The 21,400-nt window shown below is 68.8% G+C and carries 21 protein-coding genes; 10 read left to right on the top strand and 11 right to left on the bottom strand.

Annotated features, from left to right (window positions below; translation table 11 throughout):
• Positions 1-127 precede the first annotated feature (127 nt).
• Entirely contained in the window at positions 128-1,240 is a 1,113-nt protein-coding gene (locus tag QPR87_RS02140; RefSeq protein WP_285048058.1) for a glycosyltransferase, read from the bottom strand.
• Positions 1,241-1,316: 76 nt separating this feature from the next.
• Here QPR87_RS02140 and QPR87_RS02135 point away from each other — a divergent pair, with 76 nt between their 5' ends.
• Both QPR87_RS02135 and QPR87_RS02130 read left to right on the top strand, forming a co-directional pair.
• A complete protein-coding gene (locus QPR87_RS02135) occupies positions 1,317-2,216 on the top strand; it encodes a DUF4422 domain-containing protein (protein ID WP_285048057.1) in 900 nt (299 codons plus the stop codon).
• 335 nt (positions 2,217-2,551) lie between these two features.
• Entirely contained in the window at positions 2,552-3,697 is a 1,146-nt protein-coding gene (locus QPR87_RS02130) for a UDP-galactopyranose/dTDP-fucopyranose mutase family protein (RefSeq protein ID WP_285048056.1), read from the top strand.
• 54 nt (positions 3,698-3,751) lie between these two features.
• Here QPR87_RS02130 and QPR87_RS02125 read toward each other — a convergent pair whose 3' ends face one another.
• Genes QPR87_RS02125 through QPR87_RS02115 form a run of 3 tightly spaced genes read right to left on the bottom strand, consistent with a single transcriptional unit; the run spans position 3,752 to position 6,408 of the window.
• Positions 3,752-4,702, bottom strand: coding sequence for an aldo/keto reductase (locus QPR87_RS02125; protein WP_285048055.1), 951 nt, complete (start codon positions 4,700-4,702; stop codon positions 3,752-3,754).
• Positions 4,702-5,886: an alpha-hydroxy acid oxidase gene (locus tag QPR87_RS02120; RefSeq protein ID WP_285048054.1), complete on the bottom strand. Its 1,185-nt coding sequence runs from the start codon at positions 5,884-5,886 to the stop codon at positions 4,702-4,704. Before QPR87_RS02120 ends, QPR87_RS02125 begins: the two co-directional genes overlap by 1 nt.
• A 3-nt stretch (positions 5,887-5,889) precedes the next feature.
• Positions 5,890-6,408, bottom strand: coding sequence for a MarR family winged helix-turn-helix transcriptional regulator (locus tag QPR87_RS02115; RefSeq protein WP_011751264.1), 519 nt, complete (start codon positions 6,406-6,408; stop codon positions 5,890-5,892).
• Between the two features lie 207 nt (positions 6,409-6,615).
• Between QPR87_RS02115 and QPR87_RS02110 the strand changes: the two genes are divergently transcribed.
• From QPR87_RS02110 to QPR87_RS02075, 8 genes are all read left to right on the top strand, one after another.
• On the top strand, positions 6,616-7,614 hold the full coding sequence (locus QPR87_RS02110; protein WP_285048052.1) for an ABC transporter substrate-binding protein: 999 nt from the start codon (positions 6,616-6,618) through the stop codon (positions 7,612-7,614).
• Between the two features lie 81 nt (positions 7,615-7,695).
• Positions 7,696-8,757: an ABC transporter ATP-binding protein gene (locus tag QPR87_RS02105; RefSeq protein ID WP_285048050.1), complete on the top strand. Its 1,062-nt coding sequence runs from the start codon at positions 7,696-7,698 to the stop codon at positions 8,755-8,757.
• A complete protein-coding gene (locus QPR87_RS02100; protein ID WP_011751267.1) occupies positions 8,754-9,605 on the top strand; it encodes an ABC transporter permease in 852 nt (283 codons plus the stop codon). Before QPR87_RS02105 ends, QPR87_RS02100 begins: the two co-directional genes overlap by 4 nt.
• Complete coding sequence (locus QPR87_RS02095; RefSeq protein WP_011751268.1) at positions 9,602-10,390, top strand: ABC transporter permease; 789 nt, start codon at positions 9,602-9,604, stop codon at positions 10,388-10,390. The genes QPR87_RS02100 and QPR87_RS02095 overlap by 4 nt, the downstream gene beginning before the upstream one ends.
• A gap of 11 nt (positions 10,391-10,401) precedes the next feature.
• Positions 10,402-11,223 (top strand): polysaccharide deacetylase family protein, encoded by an 822-nt coding sequence (locus tag QPR87_RS02090; protein ID WP_011751269.1) that lies wholly within the window; start codon positions 10,402-10,404, stop codon positions 11,221-11,223.
• Entirely contained in the window at positions 11,220-11,960 is a 741-nt protein-coding gene (locus tag QPR87_RS02085; RefSeq protein WP_011751270.1) for an SDR family NAD(P)-dependent oxidoreductase, read from the top strand. Before QPR87_RS02090 ends, QPR87_RS02085 begins: the two co-directional genes overlap by 4 nt.
• A 7-nt stretch (positions 11,961-11,967) precedes the next feature.
• Positions 11,968-12,714 carry an SDR family NAD(P)-dependent oxidoreductase gene (locus tag QPR87_RS02080; protein ID WP_285048046.1) on the top strand — a complete coding sequence of 249 codons (747 nt, stop codon included), beginning with the start codon at positions 11,968-11,970 and terminating at the stop codon, positions 12,712-12,714.
• 12 nt (positions 12,715-12,726) lie between these two features.
• Positions 12,727-14,103 (top strand): amidase, encoded by a 1,377-nt coding sequence (locus QPR87_RS02075; protein WP_285048044.1) that lies wholly within the window; start codon positions 12,727-12,729, stop codon positions 14,101-14,103.
• Positions 14,104-14,112: 9 nt separating this feature from the next.
• On the opposite strand, the gene QPR87_RS02070 is transcribed toward QPR87_RS02075, so the two are convergent.
• The 7 genes from QPR87_RS02070 to uxuA form a co-directional block, all read right to left on the bottom strand.
• Complete coding sequence (locus QPR87_RS02070) at positions 14,113-15,228, bottom strand: ABC transporter permease (protein WP_104493466.1); 1,116 nt, start codon at positions 15,226-15,228, stop codon at positions 14,113-14,115.
• A complete protein-coding gene (locus QPR87_RS02065) occupies positions 15,225-16,133 on the bottom strand; it encodes an ABC transporter ATP-binding protein (RefSeq protein WP_104493465.1) in 909 nt (302 codons plus the stop codon). The genes QPR87_RS02070 and QPR87_RS02065 overlap by 4 nt, the downstream gene beginning before the upstream one ends.
• On the bottom strand, positions 16,130-17,071 hold the full coding sequence (locus tag QPR87_RS02060) for an HlyD family secretion protein (RefSeq protein ID WP_285048041.1): 942 nt from the start codon (positions 17,069-17,071) through the stop codon (positions 16,130-16,132). Before QPR87_RS02060 ends, QPR87_RS02065 begins: the two co-directional genes overlap by 4 nt.
• Positions 17,064-17,696 carry a CerR family C-terminal domain-containing protein gene (locus tag QPR87_RS02055; RefSeq protein WP_285048040.1) on the bottom strand — a complete coding sequence of 211 codons (633 nt, stop codon included), beginning with the start codon at positions 17,694-17,696 and terminating at the stop codon, positions 17,064-17,066. Before QPR87_RS02055 ends, QPR87_RS02060 begins: the two co-directional genes overlap by 8 nt.
• A 122-nt stretch (positions 17,697-17,818) precedes the next feature.
• Positions 17,819-18,736 carry a sugar kinase gene (locus QPR87_RS02050; protein ID WP_285048038.1) on the bottom strand — a complete coding sequence of 306 codons (918 nt, stop codon included), beginning with the start codon at positions 18,734-18,736 and terminating at the stop codon, positions 17,819-17,821.
• Complete coding sequence (locus QPR87_RS02045) at positions 18,733-20,181, bottom strand: mannitol dehydrogenase family protein (protein WP_285048069.1); 1,449 nt, start codon at positions 20,179-20,181, stop codon at positions 18,733-18,735. The genes QPR87_RS02050 and QPR87_RS02045 overlap by 4 nt, the downstream gene beginning before the upstream one ends.
• Positions 20,181-21,389, bottom strand: coding sequence for a mannonate dehydratase (gene uxuA / locus QPR87_RS02040; protein WP_285048037.1), 1,209 nt, complete (start codon positions 21,387-21,389; stop codon positions 20,181-20,183). Before uxuA ends, QPR87_RS02045 begins: the two co-directional genes overlap by 1 nt.
• Positions 21,390-21,400 lie beyond the last annotated feature (11 nt).

Below are 21,400 nucleotides of genomic sequence, written 5' to 3'. Positions count from 1 at the left end.
TCTCAGCCGCGCATTCGTGGTCGGCGTCGCCCTGACCCTGCTGCTCGCCGGCCTGGCACTGCTCGAAAGAAACCACCGAAAACTCCTCGAACGCTAAAGCAGAAAATCCGACGCAAAAAGCAGGGCGCTATGCCTGAAGCAGCAGCCCGATCAGCCGGGCATTGATGCGGTCCTGATCGAACTGTTCCACCGCATGGCGCCGCGCGGCAGCCGAGAAGGCTGCGAACGTGGCCGGTTCCTCCAGCCGCTTCAGCGCCGCGGCCCAATCGGAAGGATCCTCGCCCGAGACGAGAAAGCCCGTTTCGCCGTGGCGGATCGTGCCGCGCAGGACGGGGGTGTCGCGGACGAGGCAGGGCAGGCCGCTCGCCTGCGCCTCCATGATCACGGCGGGCAGGCCCTCTTCGTAGCGCGAGGGAAAGACCAGGACCGAGGCGCGGCGGTAGAAGGCGGCCATGTCGTGCACGGGTGCGCAGGATTCCAGCAGGCCCTCGCGCAGCCAGTTTTCGATCTCGGCCGGGGCGATGCCGTGGGGCGTGGGCAGGCCCGCTACGGCCAGCCGCCAATCGCTGCCGCGCAGATGCCGGGCCAGTGCCAGGAACATGTCGATCCCCTTTTCCGGCACCAGGCGGCCGACGAAGATCAGCCGCCTTTGGGCAAGCAGATCGGGGCCGGGGCTGAAATGATCCGGGTCGATGCCGATGCCGGGCAGGGTGGAGATGCTTTCCCGCTGCTGTGGGTGAAGGTCCAGGATCACCCCGGCATCGCGGTCGTTCAGCAACACCCAGCGATCCACCGGCCGGGTCAGCGTGCGGAAAACGCGCCGCTTCGGGCCGGATGCGTCCAGCAGGAAGGACAGGGCCGAGCCGAGGCCCTCCATGAGCGCGACGATCCTTGCACCGGGGCGGGCCAGACGGGCGATGCGCGGGCCCAGAGCGATCGGCTTCGCGTTGAAGCAGCAGATCACATCCGGCCTGTGGCGGCGGATGGTGCGGAACAGGCGGGCCAACGGGGGCAGATCGGCAATGCCGGGAGGGCTGGCGTGATCGCCGCCCAGATCCTGCCAGACGACCCCCTCCAGATCGAAGGGAGCGAAGAACCCGTCCGCGCGATCCCCCCAATAGGCGCAGATGACACGACAGCCGTGATCATGCACCAGCTTTTCGATCAGAGCGCGGCGGAAGCGGCAGAAGGGCATCAGGCTGCCGCCCACGAACATCACGGTCTTCCGTTTTCCCGCCACCGCCCTATTCCTTTCCCCGCCTGCACTTGCTAACGCTGCCCCCTGCGCAGCCCTTTGATACGCGAAGGATGACGGCATGGACAGCGGGGGCAGGGACGACGAGGGCGGGGGCGCGCGGATCCTGATCGCTTATCACGCGCCGCATCCGGTTCTGGCCGGCCCCTGCCTGATGCCGATCCATGTCGGGCGGGCCGGGGCAGGGACGGTTCTGCCGGACATGGCGGGCGACGATACGGGCGACAACATCTCGGCCCTGAACCCCGAATATTGCGAGCTGACGGCGCATTACTGGGCGTGGAAGAACCTGCCCTGCACGGGGCCGGTCGGGCTGATGCACTATCGCCGGCTGTTCGATTTCACCGGCAGGCTGAACGCGCATTTCCATGCCGAACGCTACCTGCCGGATTTCGACGCGGCGGCATATCGCACCGATGTCGCGGCGCGGTTCGCGCGCCCTGCCGGGCCGCTGCTGATCGTGCCGCGGCCCGCTCGCTTGTCGTTGCCGCTGGGCCTGCATTACCGGGTTTTCCATCACGGGCATGATCTGGCGGTGCTGCGCGCGGTGGTGGCCGAGCGGCATCCGCATTTCCGTCCGGACCTGGATCGCGCCTTGCGCAGCAACCGTTTCGTGATGGGCAACATGTTCGTCATGTCGCGCCCGGTCTTCGACCATTACAGCGCGCTGCTGTTCGATATCCTGGCCGAGACGCGCGCCCGGCTGAAGATGCACGAAAGGGATGGCTATCAGCGCCGCTATCTGGGCTTTCTGGCCGAAAGGATCATGACCGCCTATGCCTTGGGCAACCATCTGCGCAGGAGCTTTCCCGGGCTTGTTCCCGAATTCCGCGGCATAGTGAACATCGACCGCCGGATTCCCGCGCGTGCCGGAGCCTTGCGGCTGGCCCGGCTGTGCCTGCAACGCCGCATCGCGCCCGGCGACGCATGGCGGGCCGCTAAGGGAAGGATCGAGGGCTGACCGGCCCTTGAGCCGGCCGGACGGCTGGGCGTGCCTTCCGCTTTCGACGATGAGGCAGGCGATATGCAGGCGCGGCAAAGCCTGCCCGTGAAAGCGCGGAAATGCCGAAGATCGCGCGCTTCGCCGGCGATGTTGCCGACGGCGGCGCCGATATGCCGATGGCGGAGCGGCTATCGGCCGGGACGATGCCGGCTGGCATTGCGAGCGGTGATGCGCCTCGCGGCGACGCGTGGTATAAGCCTTCGCCGATATTGCCGGCACGAGCCATGGCGCATGAGCGGCGACTCCGATCGCCCCGCCCCGCTCCGGCGGGCGGGGATGCGGGAAGGGAAAGAATGAAGATACTGCTTGTGGGCGCGGGACTGTCGGGTGCGGTGATCGGGCGCCAGCTGGCCGAAGCCGGCCATGACTGCCGCATCATCGACAGCCGCCCGCATGTCGCCGGCAATTGCCATACCGAGCGCGACCCCGAAACCGGCGTCATGCTGCATCTTTACGGCCCGCATATCTTCCACACCGACGACGAGGGGGTCTGGGCCTATGTCAACCGCTTCGCCGAGTTCGTGCCCTTCCAGAACCGGGTCAAGACCACCTCGCAGGGTGCGGTCTATTCCCTGCCGGTGAACCTGCACACCATCAACCAGTTCTTCGGCAAGACCCTGCGCCCGGACGAGGCGCGCGCCTTCATCGAAGGCAGGGCCGACCGCTCGATCACCGACCCGCAGACCTTCGAGGAACAGGCGCTGCGCTTCGTCGGCCCCGAACTCTACGAGGCGTTCTTCAAGGGCTATACCGAAAAGCAATGGGGTTGCTCGCCGCGCGACCTGCCCGCCTCGATCCTCAAGCGGCTGCCATTGCGCTTCAACTATGACGACAATTACTTTTTCCACCGTTTCCAGGGCATGCCGCGCGCGGGTTATACGGCGATGGTTGCCGCGATCCTCGACCATCCGCGGATCTCGGTCGAGCTGGAGGCCCCCTATCGGCCCGAGATGGCCGACCGGGCCGATCACCTGTTCTGGTCGGGGCCGCTGGACGGGTTCTTCGACTACAGACTGGGCCGGCTGGGCTATCGCACGCTGGATTTCGAGCGTTTCACCTATCGGGGCGATTACCAGGGCTGTGCGGTGATGAACTATGCCGACCGCGAGGTGCCCTGGACGCGCATCACCGAGCACAAGCACTTCTCGCCCTGGGAAAGCCATGGGGGCAGCACCTGCTATCGCGAATATTCCCGCGCCGCCGGGCCGGGGGACATTCCCTATTATCCGATCCGGCTGGTCCGGGAGAAATCCCTGCTGGCGCAATATGTCGAACTGGCCCGGGCGCAGGAAAAGGTGACCTTCATCGGCCGGCTGGGCACCTATCGCTATCTGGACATGGACGCGACCATCCGCGAGGCGCTGGATACGGCGGGGGCGTTCACGGCGACCGGGCAAAACGGGGCGCGAAGGCCGCAATTCTCCGTCCCGCCCCTGTGATCGGGCCTGATGACCGCGGGGCCGTTAAACCCGCGATCCCAGGCCCGTCGGCCATCAGCCGTGAAGCGAGGCGGCATTCAGCCGGCCAAGCGATTCCGGCGACAGCCGGTGTCGCGCTGCAAGGATCAGCGCGTCCAGCTGCGCCAGGCTGGTGGCGCTGGCGATCGGGGCGGTGATGCCCGACTGGGCGCGGACCCATGCGATCGCCGCCGCGGCGGGCGGGACGCCCTCGGCCTCGGCGACATCCAGCAGGGTTTGCAGGATCCGCATGTTCCGCGGTGTCATGCAGGCGGCCACGCGCCCGGCCCGTGCGCCGGAAACATCCGCCTCGCTGCGGTATTTGCCGCTCAGGAAGCCCGCGGCCAGCGCGTAATAGCTGATGGCGCCGATCTCTTCGCGCCGGCACAGATCGGCAAGCGGGCCCTCGAAGCCCTCCCGTGCGATCAGGTTGAACTCGGGTTGCGTGCTTTCGAACCGGGGCAGGCCCAGATCGCGGCTGACGGCCAGGGCCGCCTCGGTCTGCGCGGCCGAGAAATTCGAGTTGCCCAGCACGCGGACCTTGCCGGCCTGAACCAGCCGGGCAAGGGCGGTCATGGTTTCCTCCAGCGGCACCTCGGGATCGGGTTCATGCGCTTGGTAGAGGTCGATGTAATCGGTCCCCAGGCGCCGCAGCGAATGTTCGACCGCCTGCTCGATCCAGCGTGCCGACAGGCCGCGATTGCCGTCGCCCATGCGCATCCCGCATTTCGTGGCCAGGATCACCCGGTCGCGCCCGCCGCGGCTGGCCAGCCATGCGCCGATCAGCACCTCGGATTCGCCGCCCTTGTGACCCTCGACCCAGGCGGAATAGACATCGGCGGTGTCGATCATCGTCAGCCCCTGTTCGACCATGCGGTCGAGCAGGTCGAAGCCCGTCGCCCGATCCACGGTCCAGCCGAAGACGTTGCCGCCGAACACCACCGGCGGCACCAGCAGGTCAGAGCGTCCCAGTCGTCGTTTTTCCATCACGCGTCCCCCATTGTCAGATAATCAGGCCCCAGCTCCGCCGGCGAGGTGCAGCCGATTCCGGCCATGACCAGATCGGTTTCCTGCCGCAGGATGGACAGGGCCTTGCGGGCCCCCGCCTCGGCTCCGGCGGCGGTGCCGTAAAGCGTCGGCCGGCCGGCAAAGACGAAATCCGCGCCAAGGCACAGCGCGATGACGATATCCGACCCGCGCCGCACGCCGCTGTCAAGGAACAGTGGATAATCCGGTCCCACCGCGTGCCGGATCGCCGGCAGCATGTCCAGCGCCGCGGGTGCCGCATCCAGCGCCTTGCCGCCGTGGTTCGAGACCATGATCGCATCCGCGCCAAGCGAGGCCGCGCGTCGGGCATCCTCGGGGTGCAGGATGCCCTTGACGATCAGCGGCCCGGGCCAGAGGGCGCGGCAGGCTTCAAGGTCTTGCCAGCACAACGTGCCGCTTTCGCCCGGCGCGAAGGCCTGGTCAAAGAAAAAGGCCGCGATTTCCGAGGCGCCGGCCCCCTTGGGCGCATGGGGCGCCCAGTTGCCCATCGCCTCCATGCCGCCGCCCAGCAGAAAGCGCAGGAACCATTCCGGGTGCAGCAGCACCTCTTTCGCAAGGCGCGGCCACAGCGCCGGGCCGGGCCGGAACGGGACCGAGATCCGGTTGCGCAGGTGTCGTTCGCGCTTGGGCGTTACCGGCGTATCGACGGTCAGCACCAGGGCCGGGATGCCGGCATCGGCGGCGCGGCGGATCTGGTCGCGGGTGATGGCCCGGTCGCGGGCGGGATAAAGCTGGAACCAGCCGTGTTCCGGCGCGATGGCGGCGATTTCCTCGAGCGAGGCACCGGCGGCGCCGGACAGGACGAAGGGAATGTCGGCCTCGCGTGCGGCGCGAGCCAGCATCCGGTCGGCATCGCGGCGGAACAACTGCGCCGGACCGGTCGGCGAGATGCCCAGGGGCATCGCGTATTCACGGCCCAGAATGCGGGTGCTCAGCGAGCGGCGCGAGACGTCGCGCAGATAGCGCGGCACCAGCCGGTGGCGGGCGAATGCCTGCCTGTTGCGCATGAGCCCCGCCTCGCCATCGACGCCGCCGGCGATGAAGTCGAACAGGAAACCCGGCAGATAGCGCCGCGCCGCCCGTTCGATCTCGTCGATGTTGACGGCGTGGCGGGTGTGGTCCATCCGCTATCCCGCGCTGTTGGTGGCGATCAGCACGCTCAGCATCCGCGCCATGCTTTCGCAATCCTGCGGCGACAGCGCCGCGATCAGTTCGCGCTCCAGCGCCGCATGGGCGGCCATGCTCTCATCGGTCAGGGCGATGCCCTTTTCGGTCAGCTCGACGATGACGCCGCGGCCGTCGCGCTTGTCGGCGCTGCGCTGCACCAGCCCGTCCCTTTCCAGCTTGCGCAGCAGGTTGGACAGCCCGCCCGAGGAGATGACGATGGCGGACAGCAACTCGCTGGGCGTCATGCGATAGGGCGGGCCGCTGACGCGGATCGTGGCCAGGATGGCATAGGTCGGGAACTTCAGCCCGAATCGTGCAAGGTTGCGGTTCACCTTGTCGATGATGACCTCTTGCAGATGCAGGACGCGGCCGACGACTGCCTTGCCGCTGCTGTCGATCTGCGGCACCTCGCGCCGCCATTGCCGCATGCCGCGTCCGATCCGGTCGTTTTCCCAGTATCTTATCGGTTCCTCGTCCAAGCTTGGCCCTTGTCGCTGAATGATCCGCCCGCCCTTCGTCATTACCGCAATCGTGCGGGCATTGCGAATTATATCTTTCATATGGCTTTCTGGTATCTTTATCAAAAGACATATGCCAGACTGCCAGAGTCGGATACTGTCGAGCGCCTGCGGCGACCGACCAGAACAACCAGGCGGGGAGGTTTGCTTGTGTTCAGAAAATTCGCATTGACGACGACGGTCGCCCTTGGCGCGATCACGGCCGCATCTGCGCAGGAACTGGTCGTCGGCGCCTTCGGCGGCTCTTTCGCCGACAACGTCAAGACCTGCTATGTCCAGCCTTTTTCCGAGGCGACCGGGGCTTCGGTGCTGCTCAAGCCGGCAAGCTCGGCGCAGCACGCGGCTTCGGTCAGGGCGACCGCAGGGCAGTCGGACATGGACGTGGTCTTTGCCGACGACGCATTCGCGGTGCAGATGGCCAATGAGGGGCTGCTGGTTCCGCTTGACCGCGCGGCGCTGACGAATGCGCCCGACATCATCGAGGGTGCCTGGGGCAAGGGCGACGCCTATGTCGCCGCCATGCTGGGCGCCACCACCATCGTCTATAACAAGGAGACGGTGACAACGCCGCCAACCTCGTGGAACGACCTGTTCGATCCGAAATACGAAGGCCGGATCACCATCGGCGACGTTTCGGCCACGGCGGGCTGGCAATTCCTCGCCGCGCTGAACCAGATGGAGGGCGGGACGCAGCAAGACCCGGGCCCCGGCATCGCCAAGATCAAGCCGCTGGCGCAATCGGCGGTGCTCTTGCACACCCAGGCCGACCAGGTGGTCTCGCTGTTCGAGCGGGGCGAGATCGACATCGCGGTATGGTATCCCGACCGGGCCGGCGTGGCGATCAAGGGCGGGCTGCCGCTGGCCGTCGCCTATCCGCAGGAAGGCGCGGTGGGCATTCGCCCGACCATCTCGATCCCCAAGGGCACCCGGCAGCAGGACCTGGCGATGAAGTTCATCGACACCGTGCTGTCGGTCGAGGCGCAGAAATGCTTCTCGGAAGCGCAGGTGATCGGCCCGGTCAACAGCAAGGTGGTGCTGTCGGACGATCTGGCCACGATCCTGCCCACCGCCGAGCAGGCGGGCCAGATGCTGTTCCTGGACCCGGCCGAGATGGCGGTGGTCATGCCCGACTGGACCCGCCGCTGGCAGCGCGAAGTGCTGCGCTGAGCCGGCCCTTTCCGGTCCCGGCCGGTTTGCCGCCGGGACCGAACGCAACCCACGCCCCAGGCAAAGCCCAGACGAGGTGAAATGAGCAACCTTTCCCTGCGCAACATCGTCAAGCGCTACGGCAAGACCGAGGTGGTCAGGAACGCCTCGTTCCAGATCGCCGAGGGCGAGTTCGTCTCGCTGCTCGGCCCTTCGGGCTGCGGCAAGACCACGATCCTGCGCATGGTCGCCGGGCTTCTGGAGCCGACCGAGGGGCAGATCATGATCGGCGAGCGCGAGGTGACGCGCCTGCCGCCGAACAAGCGCAACATCGGGCTGGTGTTCCAGTCCTATGCGCTGTTTCCCCATATGACCGTGTTCGAGAACGTCGCCTTCGGCCTGCGCCGCAAGGGCGAATCCGGCAAGCCCCTGGAAGAGCGGGTGAATGCCGCGCTGGAGATGGTGCGGCTGGGCGGCTATGGCGCGCGATTCCCGCGCCAGCTTTCCGGCGGCCAGCAGCAGCGCGTCTCGATGGCCCGTGCCATCGCGCCGCGGCCCAGCATCCTGCTGTTCGACGAGCCGCTGTCGAACCTGGATGCCAAGCTGCGCGACGAGATGCAGATCGAGCTGAAGCGGCTGCAACAGGAGCTGCGCATCACCACGCTGTTCGTCACGCATGACCAGGCCGAGGCGCTGAGCCTGTCGGATCGCGTCGGCGTCATGCATGGCGGCGTGATCCAGCAGCTGGACAGGCCCGAGGAGATCTATCACCGCCCCGCGAACGCCTTTGTCGCCAGCTTCATCGGCAAGCCGAACCGCCTGCAAGGCCGCATCGAGGCCGGAACCGTCGCGCTTGGCGCCGGGCTGGCGCTGCGCCCCGAGCGGCTGGACCTGCCCGAGGGCAGCGCCGCCGAGGTGTTCCTGCGGCAAGAGGCGATCCGCGTCCTGCGCGCGCCCGAGCCCGGCGCGCTGGCGGGGACCGTGGCGCTGCGCGCCTTTTCGGGGCCGCAGGTGCAACTGGTGGTGCGGCTGGCCCATGGCGCCGAAATCGTGGTCGAGGTGCCCTCGGCCGAGGATACCGCCAGCCTCGCGCCGGGCGAGACGGTGTATCTGGCGATCCGGCCGCGCGACATCATCGTGCTGCCGCAGGGGGCCGCGTCATGATCGGGCAGCGCAGCGCATGGCTGCTGATCGCGCCGCTTCTGCTGGTGCTGCTTTTGTCCTTCGTGGTGCCGCTGGTCCTGCTGCTGCCGACCAGTTTCCAGGAATACCAGCCGGGGCAGGGGATGGTCGCCGGCAGCTTCACCTGGGAAAACTACCTGCGCATCGCGACGGACGGTTATTACCGCGAGGTGGTGCTGCGCACGCTGGGCCTGGGGCTGGGCGTCACGGTTCTGTGCCTGCTGACCGGCTATCCCGTCGCCTATCTGATCGTGCGCGGCCATCCGCGATGGCGGCTGCCGCTGACGCTTCTGGTGATCTTTCCGCTGATGCTGAACCTGGTGGTGCGCTCCTTCGGCTGGATCGTGCTGCTGACCAATCGCGGCGTGGTCAACAACCTGCTGCTCGACCTGGGCCTGATCGAGCGGCCGCTGAAGCTGATGTTCAACATGACCGGCCTGCTGATCGGCCTGACCCATATCTATCTGCCCTTCATGGTGCTGATGCTGGTTGCGGCGCTGCAGAACGTGCCCCGCGATGTCGAGGCGGCGGCCGCGACGCTGGGTTCCAGCCGGACGCATGTGTTCTGGTCGGTCACCCTGCCGCTGACGGCGCCGGGCATCATCGGCGGTTCGATCCTGGTCTTCGTGCTGACCATCTCGGCCCTGGTCACGCCGCGCATGCTGGGCGGGCCGACCTATCAGGTGATGGCGACGCTGATCTATGACGAATACATGCAGCTTCTGGACTGGCCCAGCGGCTCGGCGCTGTCCTTTGCGCTGGCGGCCTCGACGCTGGTCATCATCTGGATCTCCAGCCGCATGACCAGAAGATGGGCGGGCATGGCATGAGCGACATGAAGCCCACCCTGCCCATTTCCATCGTCGCGCTGCTGGTCGTGGCCTTCCTGCAGGTGCCGGTGCTGGTGGTCGTGCTGACCTCGTTCAGCGAGACCTCGTATCTGACCATCCCGCCGCAGGGCTGGACGCTGAAATGGTTCGCCGAGGTGCTGAGCGATCCGGTCTATCTCCGGGCGATCTGGAACAGCGTGATCCTCGCGGTCAGTTCCACGCTCCTGTCGCTGGTTCTGGGCGTCGCCGCGGCCTATGCGCTGTTTCGCAAGGCCATCCCCGGTTCCGAGGCGATCACCGCGCTGCTGATGGCGCCGCTGATCGTGCCCTCGGTGGTGATCGGGGTCGCCATGCTGCAATACGTCACGCTGGTCGGCCTGCGCGGCAGCTTCCTGGTGCTGATCGTGGCGCATGTCGTCATCACCGTGCCCTATATCCTGCGCTCGGCGCTGGCGAGCCTATCGGGCCTCGACGTCTCGGTCGAAGAGGCGGCGCGGGTGCTGGGGGCGGACGGCTTCACCGCCTTCCGGCTGGTCACGCTGCCGCTGATCAAGCCCGGCCTTGTCGCCGGCGCGCTGTTTGCCTTCGTCACCTCGATGGAGAACGTGCCGGTCACCATCTTCCTGGCCAGTGCCAGGCAGACCACGCTGCCCATCCTGATCTTCAGCTCGGTCGAGATGGGGGTCAATCCGGGCGTCGCCGCCATCTCGACCCTGCTGATCATCGCCACCGTGATCGTGCTGCTGTTGGCCGAACGCTGGGCCGGCTTTCACAAATTCGTCTGAAAGGACCAGCCATGCATCTGACCAGCAAGGGCTTTCCGCTGTTTCTGACCTTCGACCTCGATGCCGAGACGATGTGGACGGCGCGCGACCCGGCCTATGCCAAGCGCCCGATCCTGATGTCGCAAGGCGCCTATGGCTGGAAGGTCGGCACCGACCGGGTGCTGGAACTGCTGCGCCGCTACGGCCTGCGCACCACCTTCTTCATCCCCGGCCTGATCGTGGAGCAGCGCCCGGCGCTGATCGAGCGCATCCTGCAAGGCGGGCACGAGATCGCGCATCACAGCTATTCGCATCGCTGGATCCTGAACCTCAGCCACGACGAGGAGCGCGAGGAGATGGAGCGCGGGTTTGAGGCGATCAAGCGCGCCACCGGGCAGGCGCCGCGCGGCTGGCGCTCGCCCGCCGCCGAACTCAGCGACATCTCCATGCAGCTGATGCTGGAATACGGCTTCGACTATTCCTCGAACTTCTTCGACGACGACTCGCCCTATCTGCACGAGGTCGAGGGGCGGCGGACGCGGCTGATCGAACTGCCGTTCCGCTGGGTTCTGGATGACGCGCCCTTCTTCCAATATTCCATCGTGCTGCCGGGCCGGACCATGCAGGCGCCCTCGGCGCTGCTGGAGGCCTGGACGCTGGAGCTGGACATGCTTCATGCCGAGCGGCGGATGATGATGGTCGGCATGCATCCGCAGATCATCGGCCAGCCCTCGCGCCTGTGGGTGCTGGAGCAGCTGATCCAGCGCGCGCTGGACAAGGGCGATGTCTGGATGGGTCGCTGCGACGAGATGGTCGCCGACATGCGCCCGCGTCTGGAGGGGGGCGGGGCATGAGCGGGGCGCTGACAGGCCGCCGCATCCTGATTGCCGGCGGTGCGCAGGGCATCGGCCGTGCTACCGTCGCGCGCTTTCTGGCCGAGGGCGCCCGCGTCGCCGTCATCGACCGCGATGCCGCGGCGCTGGATGGGCTGGTGGCGCCGGCTACGGTGGCCGACATTACCGACAGTGCGGCGCTTGGGGCGGCGGTGGCCGAGCTGGCCGGAACGCTGGGCGGGCTGGACGGTCTGGTCAATTGCGCCGGCCTCGACCTGGTCGCGGCGCTGGATGATATCACCGACGAGGACTGGGACCGGCTGATCGCGGTGAACCTGACCGGAGCGATGAAGCTGTGCCGGGCGGCGGTGCCGCATCTGCGGCAGGCGGGCGGCGGGACCATCGTCAACCTGTCCTCGGGTGCGGGTCTGGTGCCCTTGCGGCTGCGCAGCGGCTATGCGGCCTCCAAGGCGGGGTTGCAGATGTTCTCGAAATCGCTGGCGCTGGAACTGGCGGACAGCGGCATCCGCGTGAACGTGGTCTGCCCCGGCGCCGTCGATACGCCGCTGCTGCGCAGCTCGATCGACCCGGCGGGTGATGTCGAGGCGCAGTTGCAGGCGGTGCGCGACCGCTATGCCCTGCGCCGCATCGCCGATCCGGCCGAGATCGCGGCGGCGATCCTGTGGCTGACAAGCGGCGAGTCCTCCTATGTGACCGGCGTCGCCCTGGCGGTCGATGGCGGCCGCACCTTCCATTGAGGTCGTGATGACGGGATGCATGCGATTCAGCGGCAAGAACGTGCTGGTCACCGGCGGCGCCTCGGGCATCGGCGGCGGCATCACCCGCCGGATGCTGGCCGAGGGCGCGCGGGTGGGGGTCATGGACCTAGACATCGCGCCCTTGCGCGCCGAAGCGGGCGAGCGGCTGCTGCTGGCCCGGGGCGACTGCACGGATGCCGCCGCGCTTGGCGATTTCCACGACCGTTTCCTGTCCGAACTCGGTCCGGTCGACGTGCTGGTGAACAACCTGGGCCAAAGCGGACGCGAGCGCAGCGCGCCCTTTTGCGACTCGCGCGAGGAGGTCTGGCGCTTCGTGCTGGAAATCTCGCTCATCAGTGCCATGCGCATGGCGCGGCTGGTGGCGCCGGCGATGCGCGAACGCGGCACGGGGCGCATCGTCAACATGTCCAGCCTTGCCGCCTTTACCGGCGCGCCGGGGCTGGCCGATTACGCCGCCGCCAAGATGGGGGTGATCGGGCTGACGCGCGGACTGGCGCGCGAACTGGCGCCGCATGGCGTGACGGTGAACGCGGTGGCGCCCGGCGCCATCCGCACCGCCGCGCATGACCGGGTGCCGGCGCAGGTGATCCAGACGATCATCGACAAGACCCCGGTCGGCTTCGTCGGCGCGGTCGAGGACGTGGCCGCCGCCGTCGCCTTCCTGGCCAGCGACGAGGCGCGTTTCGTCACCGGCCAGACGCTGCTGGTCGATGGCGGCCACTGGATGATCTGAAAGGAGCCCGCGATGACCGCAATCGCCGACCTGAGCGCCGTTGAGCTGGCCGATGCCATTCGCTGCCGCGCCATTTCCCCCGTCGAGGCGACCGAGGCGGCGCTGGAGCGGATCGAGGCGCGCAGCGACCTCAATGCCTTCGTCACCGTCGCCGCCGGTGCGGCCCGGGCCGAGGCGCAGGCGGCCGAGGCCGCGGTGATGCGCGGCGATGCGCTGGGGCCGCTGCACGGCGTGCCCTATTCGGTCAAGGATCTGCTGGCCACCGCCGGGGTGCGCACCACCATGGGCTCGCGCCTGTTCGCGGACAACCTGCCGGCCGAGGATGCGGTCTCGGTCGCCCGCGCCCGCGTTGCCGGCGGCATCATGATCGGCAAGACCACGACGCCGGAATTCGGCCATGCCCAGACCGCCAGCTCGCCGCTGACCGGGCTGACGCTCAATCCCATCGACCCCGGCGTGACGGCGGGGGCGTCCAGTTCCGGTTCGGCCGTGGCGGTGGCGGCGGGCATGGGGCCGCTTTCCATCGGCACCGATGGCGGCGGCTCGATCCGCATCCCCGCGGCCTGCTGCGGCATCGTCGGCATGAAGCCGACGCTGGGCGTCATCCCGCATCTGGCGCTGCCCGACCTGTTCGCCGCCAATTCCTTTGCCGGGCCGATGGCGCGCACCGTGGCGGATGCGGCGCTGTTTTTCGAGGCCATGGCCGGCCCGGACCCCCGCGACCCCTATGGCCAGGCGGTCGTGCAATTGCATCCCGACGACGGGTGCGGCTTCAAGGGGCTGCGTATCGGCTGGATCCCGACCGCCGGTGCCCGGGTCGAGCGCGAGACCGCCGAGATCACCCAGGCCGCCCTGCGCCGCATCGAGGCCGAGGGCGCCATCGTCGAAGAAGCCGACCTGGATTTCAAATCCTTCGAGCCGGTGTTCCTGACCCTGCTGCGCGTGGGCCTGGCCGCCCGCGCCGCCCCCGCCTTTGCCGGCCGCGAGGATCTGGTCGCGCCTTCGCTGGTCCAGACGGCGCGGCTGGGGCAGGGCTATTCGGCGGTGGACCTGGCCGAGGCCTCGGCGGCGCGGACGCGGCTTTTCCAGATGATGCAGGCGCATTTCACGCGGTTCGACCTCTTGGTCTCGCCGGTGCTGACCGCGCCGCCGCTGGCCCTGGGCTATGACCCGATGGGCGAGATCGAGATCGACGGCCAGCCCGCCGGCACCATCCGCGGCGCGTGGTATCCGTTCACCTATCCGCAGAACCTGACCGGCCATCCCGCGATCTCGCTGCCCTGGGGGCGGACCCGGGCCGGCTTGCCGGTCGCCTTGCAGCTTTGCGCGCCTTGGTATCGCGACCGGATGCTGCTGCGGCTGGCGGATGCGGTGATGCGGCTTGCCTGACAGGCGCGCTCAGTCCAGCGTCCGGCGGAATCGCAGCAGGGCCAGTGCGCCCAGCACCGCCACCATGACCGACAGTGCCGCGAATTGCGGGACGACATCGGCAAAGCCCGCGCCCTTCAGCATGACGGCGCGCACCAGTCGCAGCAGATGCGTCACCGGCAGCACCTCGCCGATGGCCTGCGCCCAGCCCGGCATGCCCCGGAACGGGAACATGAAGCCCGACAGCAGCACCGAGGGCAGAAAGACGAAGATCGCGATCTGCATCGCCTGCATCTGCGTGCGGGCCGCGGTCGAGATCAGATAGCCCAGCAGCACCAGCGCCAGCACGAAGACCATCACCCCCGCCAGCAGCAGCCCCAGCGAGCCGACGAAAGGCACGTCGAAGATCGCCCATGCCGCGCCCAGGATCACGAGGACCTGCACCGCCCCTACGGTCAGGAACGGGGTGATCTTGCCGATCATGATCTCGGCCGGGGTGGCGGGCATGGCCAGCAGGTTCTCCATGGTGCCGCGTTCGATCTCGCGGGTCAGGGCCATGGCGGTCATCATCACCATGGTCATTTGCAGGATCACCCCCAGAAGGCCGGGGACGATGTTGTATTGCGTGATGCCCTCGGGATTGTAGCGGCGATGGGTGACGATTTCGGGCGTGCCGGATGCAGGCTCGGCCGGCAGGTCGCGGCGAAAGGCGCCGTCGGCGAGCCGGGCCAGCGCGGCGATGGCGCCGCTGGTCGCCGAGGGGTCCGAGCCGTCCGCCTCGACCAGGATCTGCGGCCGGTCGCCCTGCTGCATGCGCCGGCCGAAATCGGCGGGCACCGTCACGACAAAGGAGACCTCGCCCCGGGTGATCAGCCGCTCGGCCTCCGCGATGCCCGCCGCGGGATGGGTAATGCGATAATAGCCGCTGTTTTCCAGCGCCGCGGCAATGCTGCGGCTGAAACGGTCCTGCACCGGCGCGACCAGCGCCGTGGGCATGTCCCGAGGGTCGCTGTTGATCGCATAGCCGAACAGCAAAAGCTGCATGATCGGCACGCCCAGCATCATGGCGAAGGTCACGCGGTCGCGGCGCATCTGGATGAACTCCTTGCGCAACAGCGCCCGCAGCCGTGTCGGGGAAAAGCTCATCGCATGTTGTCCTCGGAAAGCTCCATCAACCGGATGAACACGTCCTCCAGGCTGGTCTCGACCGGGTGGCCGGTCACGCCCTCGGCCTCCAGCGCGGCCTCCAGCCGGGTGCGGTCGGTCCCGGTCACATGCAGCGCAGTGCCGAAGGGCTCGACCTGCCCGACGCCCGGCGCCTTGCGCAGGCGCTCGGCCAGCTCGCCCGGTCGCGCCGACTGCACGGTCAGCGTGACCAGCCGCGCGCCCGCGATCACCTCGGCCACGGTGCCCGAGACGACCAGCCGGCCATAGGCGATGTAGTTGATGCGGTGGCAGCGCTCGGCCTCGTCCATGTAATGGGTCGAGACCAGAACGGTCATGCCGCCCAATGCGCGGGCGTGGATCTCGTCCCAGAACTGGCGCCGGGCCTTGGGATCGACGCCGGCCGTCGGCTCGTCCAGCAGCAGAAGGCGCGGCTGGTGCATGATGCAGGCCGCCAGCGCCAGCCGCTGCTTCCAGCCGCCCGACAGGCTGCCGGCAAGCTGCGTCCTGCGCGAGGTCAGGCCCAGATCCTCCAGCGTGTCGCGCACGGCCTGCCGCGGCAGGCCATAGAGCCCGGCGACGAAAGCCAGGTTCTCCTCGATGGACAGATCCTCGTAGAACGAGAATTTCTGCGTCATGTAGCCGACCTGCCGCCGGATCTGGCGCTGCTGGCGGCGCACGTCGAGGCCCAGCACGGTGCCGCTGCCTGCATCGGGCGTCAGCAAGCCGCAGATCATGCGGATGCAGGTGGTCTTGCCCGATCCGTTCGGGCCAAGGAACCCGGCGATCTCGCCCCCGGCCACCCGCAGCGCGACGTCGTCGACGACCGTCCTGCCGCCGAAGGATTTCGTCAGCCCGGACACGTCGATGGCCGTCGCCCCGGTCATGGCGCCTTCCAGACATCGACGATCTGGCCGGGCTTCAGCGTGCTGCCGGGTTCGGGGCGGGCCTCGACCAGATAGACCAGCTTTTGCCGCGCGTCGCGGGCATAGAGGACCGGCGGGGTGAACTCGGCCTCGTCGGCGATGAAGGAGACCGTGGCGCTGGTCGGTGCGCAGCCGTCGCAGCCGACCGTCAGCCTGGTTCCCAGGGCAAGCGCGGCCAGATCGGCCTCGGCTATGAAGAAGCACAGCTTGACCGCACCGTCCGGCAGATAGGTCAGGACCGGGGCCGAGGGGCCGGCAAGCTCGCCCCGATGCCGCAGGATGTCGGTGACGATGCCGGGCGCGGGGGCGGTCAGCCGGCGCTGCTGGAGCTGCCATTCCATCGCCTGCCGGTTGGCCTGGGCTTGCGCCAATGCAGCGCGGGCAGCGGCGATGGCATCGGGGCGGGCGGGCAGGCGGGCGACGGCCAGCCGCGCCTCGGCCTCGCGCACCGCCGCCTCGGCCATGTCGGCGGCGGCGCGGGCGTCGTCCAGTTGCGCGGGCGAGCTGACGCGCTGGGCCAGCAGCCGCTCCTGCCGCGCTGCCTCGCGCGCCGTGCGCTCGGCATTGGCGCGGGCCGAGGCAAGGGTCGCCTCGATGGCCGCGATCTCGGGTGCCCGCCCGCCTTTTTCCAGGTCGGCCAAGGTGCTGGCGGCGCGGGCATGGGCGGCCTCGGCCGCGGCCAGCGCCAGTTCGGCATCGCGGGTTTCCAGAATTGCCACCGCTTGGCCGGCCTCGATGCGGTCGCCTTGCCGCACGGCCAGCGCCTCGATCCGCGCCGTCGCCAGCGGGGCGATCTGGACATAATCGCCCTCGGCATAGCCGGTGCCCAGCGGCGCGGGCGGACCGCATTGCGGAAACAGCGCCGCAAGAAAGGCCAGCGAGCACAGGAAATCAGCCATCCCCGCCCCCGATCATCCGGTCCAGGTTGGTCAGCATCCGCCGCGTGATCGCCCGCGCCTCGGCCCGCGCATAATGCCGCCAGCCCATCCGGCGCCGGACGATGGGCGCGGCGACGCGGAAATAGACCGCCTGGCCGACCAGTGAAAAGACGGCCAGCTTCACATCCTCGGATTCCGCCGGCTCGCCGGTCGCAGCGGACCACAGCGCGCAAAGGGCGCGGTGTCGCGGCTCGACCAGCGTCGTGTAAAGCCGGTCCAGCACCGGGCTGTCCGGCTGGGCCAGCTCGCGCAGGACAAAGGCCACGGCATCGCTGGCTCCGGGGCTGACGATCATGAAGGTGACGATACGGCGCACCAGCCGCCGCAGGACCAGCCGGGCGTGGAGGGGGTCCGGTCGGTCCTGCAAGCCGGGCAGGGGCCGGGCGACCTGTGCGATCCGCTCGGCCACGGCATCGGCGCAGGCGATGCGCAGCCCGTCCTTGCCGCCGAAGTGATAGGCGATCGAAGAGATATTGGTGCCCGCCTGCGCGGCGATGGCCCGCGTCGAGGCAGCCTCGAACCCGCCGCGCCCGAACTGCTGCATGGCGGCCTGGATCAGGGAAATACGGGTCGGGTGTGGGTCCATGCCGATCATGCCAAGCAATCAATCAATCGATTGATACACGATTTTCGGCATGGAGTCGAGCCCGCAGGGGCGCGCGGCGGCGGCTTTGCCCGCCATAGCCCGGCCGGTAATGTGCGCGCGGGTCAGCCCCGCGCGACGGCCTCGCGCACCAATGCGCCGCGATGGCGGATCACCACGCGGCTGAGGTCATGCGCCCGGCGGATGGCGGCCGGGATGTCTGCCCCCGCCAGCCGCGCCGCCAGATAGCCTGCATTGAAGCTGTCGCCGGCCGAGGTGGTGTCCACCGGCACCTCGCGCGTCAGCCCCTCGACCAGCCCCTCGCCTTCGCGCCCGCCATAACGGATCGCGTCGCCGCCCGCCTTGACCACGACCTGCCCGGCCCCGCGCGCCAGATAGCGCGCCACCGTCGCCTGCGGATCGGCATCGCCGAAAAAGCCGCGTTCGTCGTCGAAGCTGGGCAGGACCAGATCGGCGATGGCCGCCGCTGCCTCGATCTCGCGGCGCATGGTGGGGATGTCCGGCCACAGCTTGGGCCGCAGGTTGGGGTCGAAGACCACTTGCGTGCCCGCCGCACGGGCGGCTTTCAGCGCCGCGATCAGTGCGGTGCGGCCGGCCTGGGGCAGGATGCCCAGGGTGATGCCCGAGAAATAGGCGATGCCCACGCCCGCCAGCGCCGCGGCCAGCGCGGTCGGATCGTCGGCCAGCCCCTTGGCCGCCGAGGTGTCGCGCCAATAGCTGAAGCTGCGCTCGCCATCCTTCAGCGAGATGGCATAGATCGCGATCTCGCGGCTTGGGTCGCGACCGACATGGGTGGCGTCGATCCCCTCGGCGGTCAGGAAATCGACCATCTGCTGCGAGAACTCGCCGGTGCCCACGCGGCTGCAATAGGCGATGCGCCAATCGGCCGGCAGCAGGCGGCGCAGATACCAGGCGGTGTTCAGCGTGTCGCCGGCGATGCCCAGCCGCCACAGCCCGTCCTGGCCCGAGGGCGACAGCTCGACCATCGCCTCGCCGATGGAAAGGATCGCCTTGCCGGTCACGATGCAAGCTCCGTCGCCATGGCCGCGCGCAGCCCGTCGCGGCGGATATGGGTGAGGATCCGACGCACCGCCTGGGTGAAGGCCGCATTGCCGGCCAGTTCCGGCGGCGCCAGTCCCGGCAGCGCCAGGACCGAGCGGGTCAGGGTATCGTCGTCCTCGCCTGCCTTGCGGGCCAGGTCCAGCAGCGCCGGGCCGCGCGGATCGTCCGGGGCCTGTTCCTGCGTCGCCAGCCAGGCCAGCCAGATCGCGGTGGCGAAGGCAAAAGGCCGGGCGTCGCCGTCGGCTTGCAGCGCCTCGGCTGCGGGGGCGAACCAGCGCTGCGGCAGCTTTTCGGTGCCGTCCATGGCGATCTGGCGGGTCTGGTGGGCGATGGCCGGGTTGGCAAAGCGCGCCAGCAGCGCCGCGGCATAGGCTTCGGGATCGAGCCCGGCGCCTCGCGGCAGGGTCGCGCCCGCCGCTTGCATGTGGCGGCGGACCAGCGCGGTCAGCGCCGGGTCGGCCATGGCGTCGCGGACATGGGGCAGGTCCAGCATCTGCCCGGCATAGGCGATCAGCGAATGGCTGCCGTTCAGCATGCGCAGCTTCATCGCCTCATGGGGGCGCACGTCCTGGACGAACAGCGCGCCGCCGGCCTCCCATGTCGGGCGGCCCTGCGGGAAATGATCCTCGATCACCCATTGGCTGAAGGGCTCGGTCTCGACGGCGGCCAGGTCGCGATGGCCGGTCAGCGTCTCGACATCGGTCAGGGTGCGCTCGGTCGTGGCCGGGGTGATGCGGTCCACCATGGTCGCCGGAAAGGCGACATGATCGGCGATCCAGCCGGCCAGACCGGGGTCGCGGCGGCGGGCAAAGCCCAGCACGCCCGCACGCAGCAACGCGCCGTTGTCGGGCAGGTTGTCGCAACTGAGCACGGCAAAGGGCGCGGCTTCGGCCTCGCGCCGCGCCGCCAGGGCGGCGACGATGATGCCCAGCACGCCCTGCGGCGCCTGCGGCTGCGCCAGGTCGGCAGCCACCGCCGGATGGGCCGGATCGGCATCCATGGCGGCGCGGTCGATCCCGTAAGCCTTTTCCGAGACGGTCAGCGACAGGATGCGGATCGCCGGATCGCAGGCGGCGCGCAGGATCGCCGCCGCGTCGCCGCCGATGGCCGGGCCATGCGCGCCGATCACCCGCGCCCGGTCGCTGACCGAGCGTTCCAGCACGGTGAACAGCCCGTTTTGCGCGTTCAGCGCCTCGGGAATGTCGCGGCTGCGCAGGTTGGCGCCGAGGATGCGCCAGTCACCGCCCTCGGCCGCCAGCGCGTCGTCGGTATGGACTGCCTGATGCGCGCGGTGGAAGGCGCCCAGACCCAGATGCAGGATGCCGATGCCAAGCGCCGCGCGGTCATAGCGCGGCCGCTCGACACCGGGCGGCAGGTCGGCCAGCCCGGTCAGGCGCGGGCTCATCATGGCCGCGCCCCGTGGCTCAGCGCCAGCTCTACCCCGCGCAGCTCGGCCAGACCCTTGAGCCGGCCGATGGCGGGATAGCCCGGCTGGCCGCCGCGGCCGATGTCGTCCAGGATGTCCTGCCCGTGGTCGGGGCGCATCGGAATCACCGCATCGGCGCGGCCGGCTTCGCGGCGGCGGGCCTCTTCGCGCAGGACGGCGGCGATCAGCGCCACCATGTCGGTCTGGCCGCCCAGATGCTCATCCTCGAAGAACGAGCCCCGGATCGCATCGGTGTCGCGGCGCACGTTGCGCAGGTGCAGGAAATGCACCCGGTCGCCCAGCCGCTCCATCATGCCCGGCAGGTCGTTGTCCGGCCGCGCTCCCAGCGAGCCCGAGCAAAGCGTGATGCCGTTCGCCGGCAGGTCCACGGCGGCCACGCGTTCGGCGTAATCCGCCTCGGTGGACATGACGCGCGGCAGGCCCAGCAGGCCGAAGGGCGGGTCGTCGGGATGGCAGCACAGCCGCACCCCGATCTCCTGCGCGACGGGGACGACCTGTTCCAGGAAGTCGTGGAAATGCCGGCGCAGCACCGCGTCCGTCACCGGAGCATAGCTTTCCAGCAGCGCCCGCACGTCCTCAAGGGTGAAGTGCTCGGCCGCGCCGGGCAAGCCGAAGACCACGTTGCCGGCCAGCTGCTCGCGCCGGGCCTCGTCCATCTGGGCAAAGCGGCGGGCAGCTTCCTCGCGGATCTCGTCTGGGAAATCCTCGGCCGCGCCCTTGCGCTGGAGGATATGGATGTCGAAGGCGGCGAAATCGGTGAAGTCGAAGCGCATGCAGCGCGCGCCGGTCGGCCGCCGCCAGGCCAGGTCGGTGCGGGTCCAGTCCAGCACCGGCATGAAGTTGTAGCAGATCACCTCGATCCCCGCGTCCTTCAGGTTCCGCATAGAGGTGATCCAGTTTGCGACATGCGCCCGCCAGTCGCCGGTCTGCGTCTTGATCGCCTCGCTGACCGGCAGGCTTTCGACCACTTCCCATTTCAGGCCCGAGGGCGCGCCGTCGGTCATCGCCGCCAGATCGGCCTGCCGGCGGGCGATCTCCGCGGGGGACCAGACGGTCCCGGTCGGGACGTGGTGCAGGGCGGTCACCACACCCTGGACCCCCGCTTGCAGCATGTCGTCGATCGAGACCCGATCCTTGGGGCCGAACCAGCGCCAGGTATGTCGCATTCACGTTTTCC

Origin of the sequence: Paracoccus sp. SSJ (assembly GCF_030234105.1) — a bacterium.
In the GTDB taxonomy this organism is placed as follows: domain Bacteria; phylum Pseudomonadota; class Alphaproteobacteria; order Rhodobacterales; family Rhodobacteraceae; genus Paracoccus; species Paracoccus denitrificans.
This window is presented reverse-complemented; position numbering and strand designations above follow the sequence as displayed.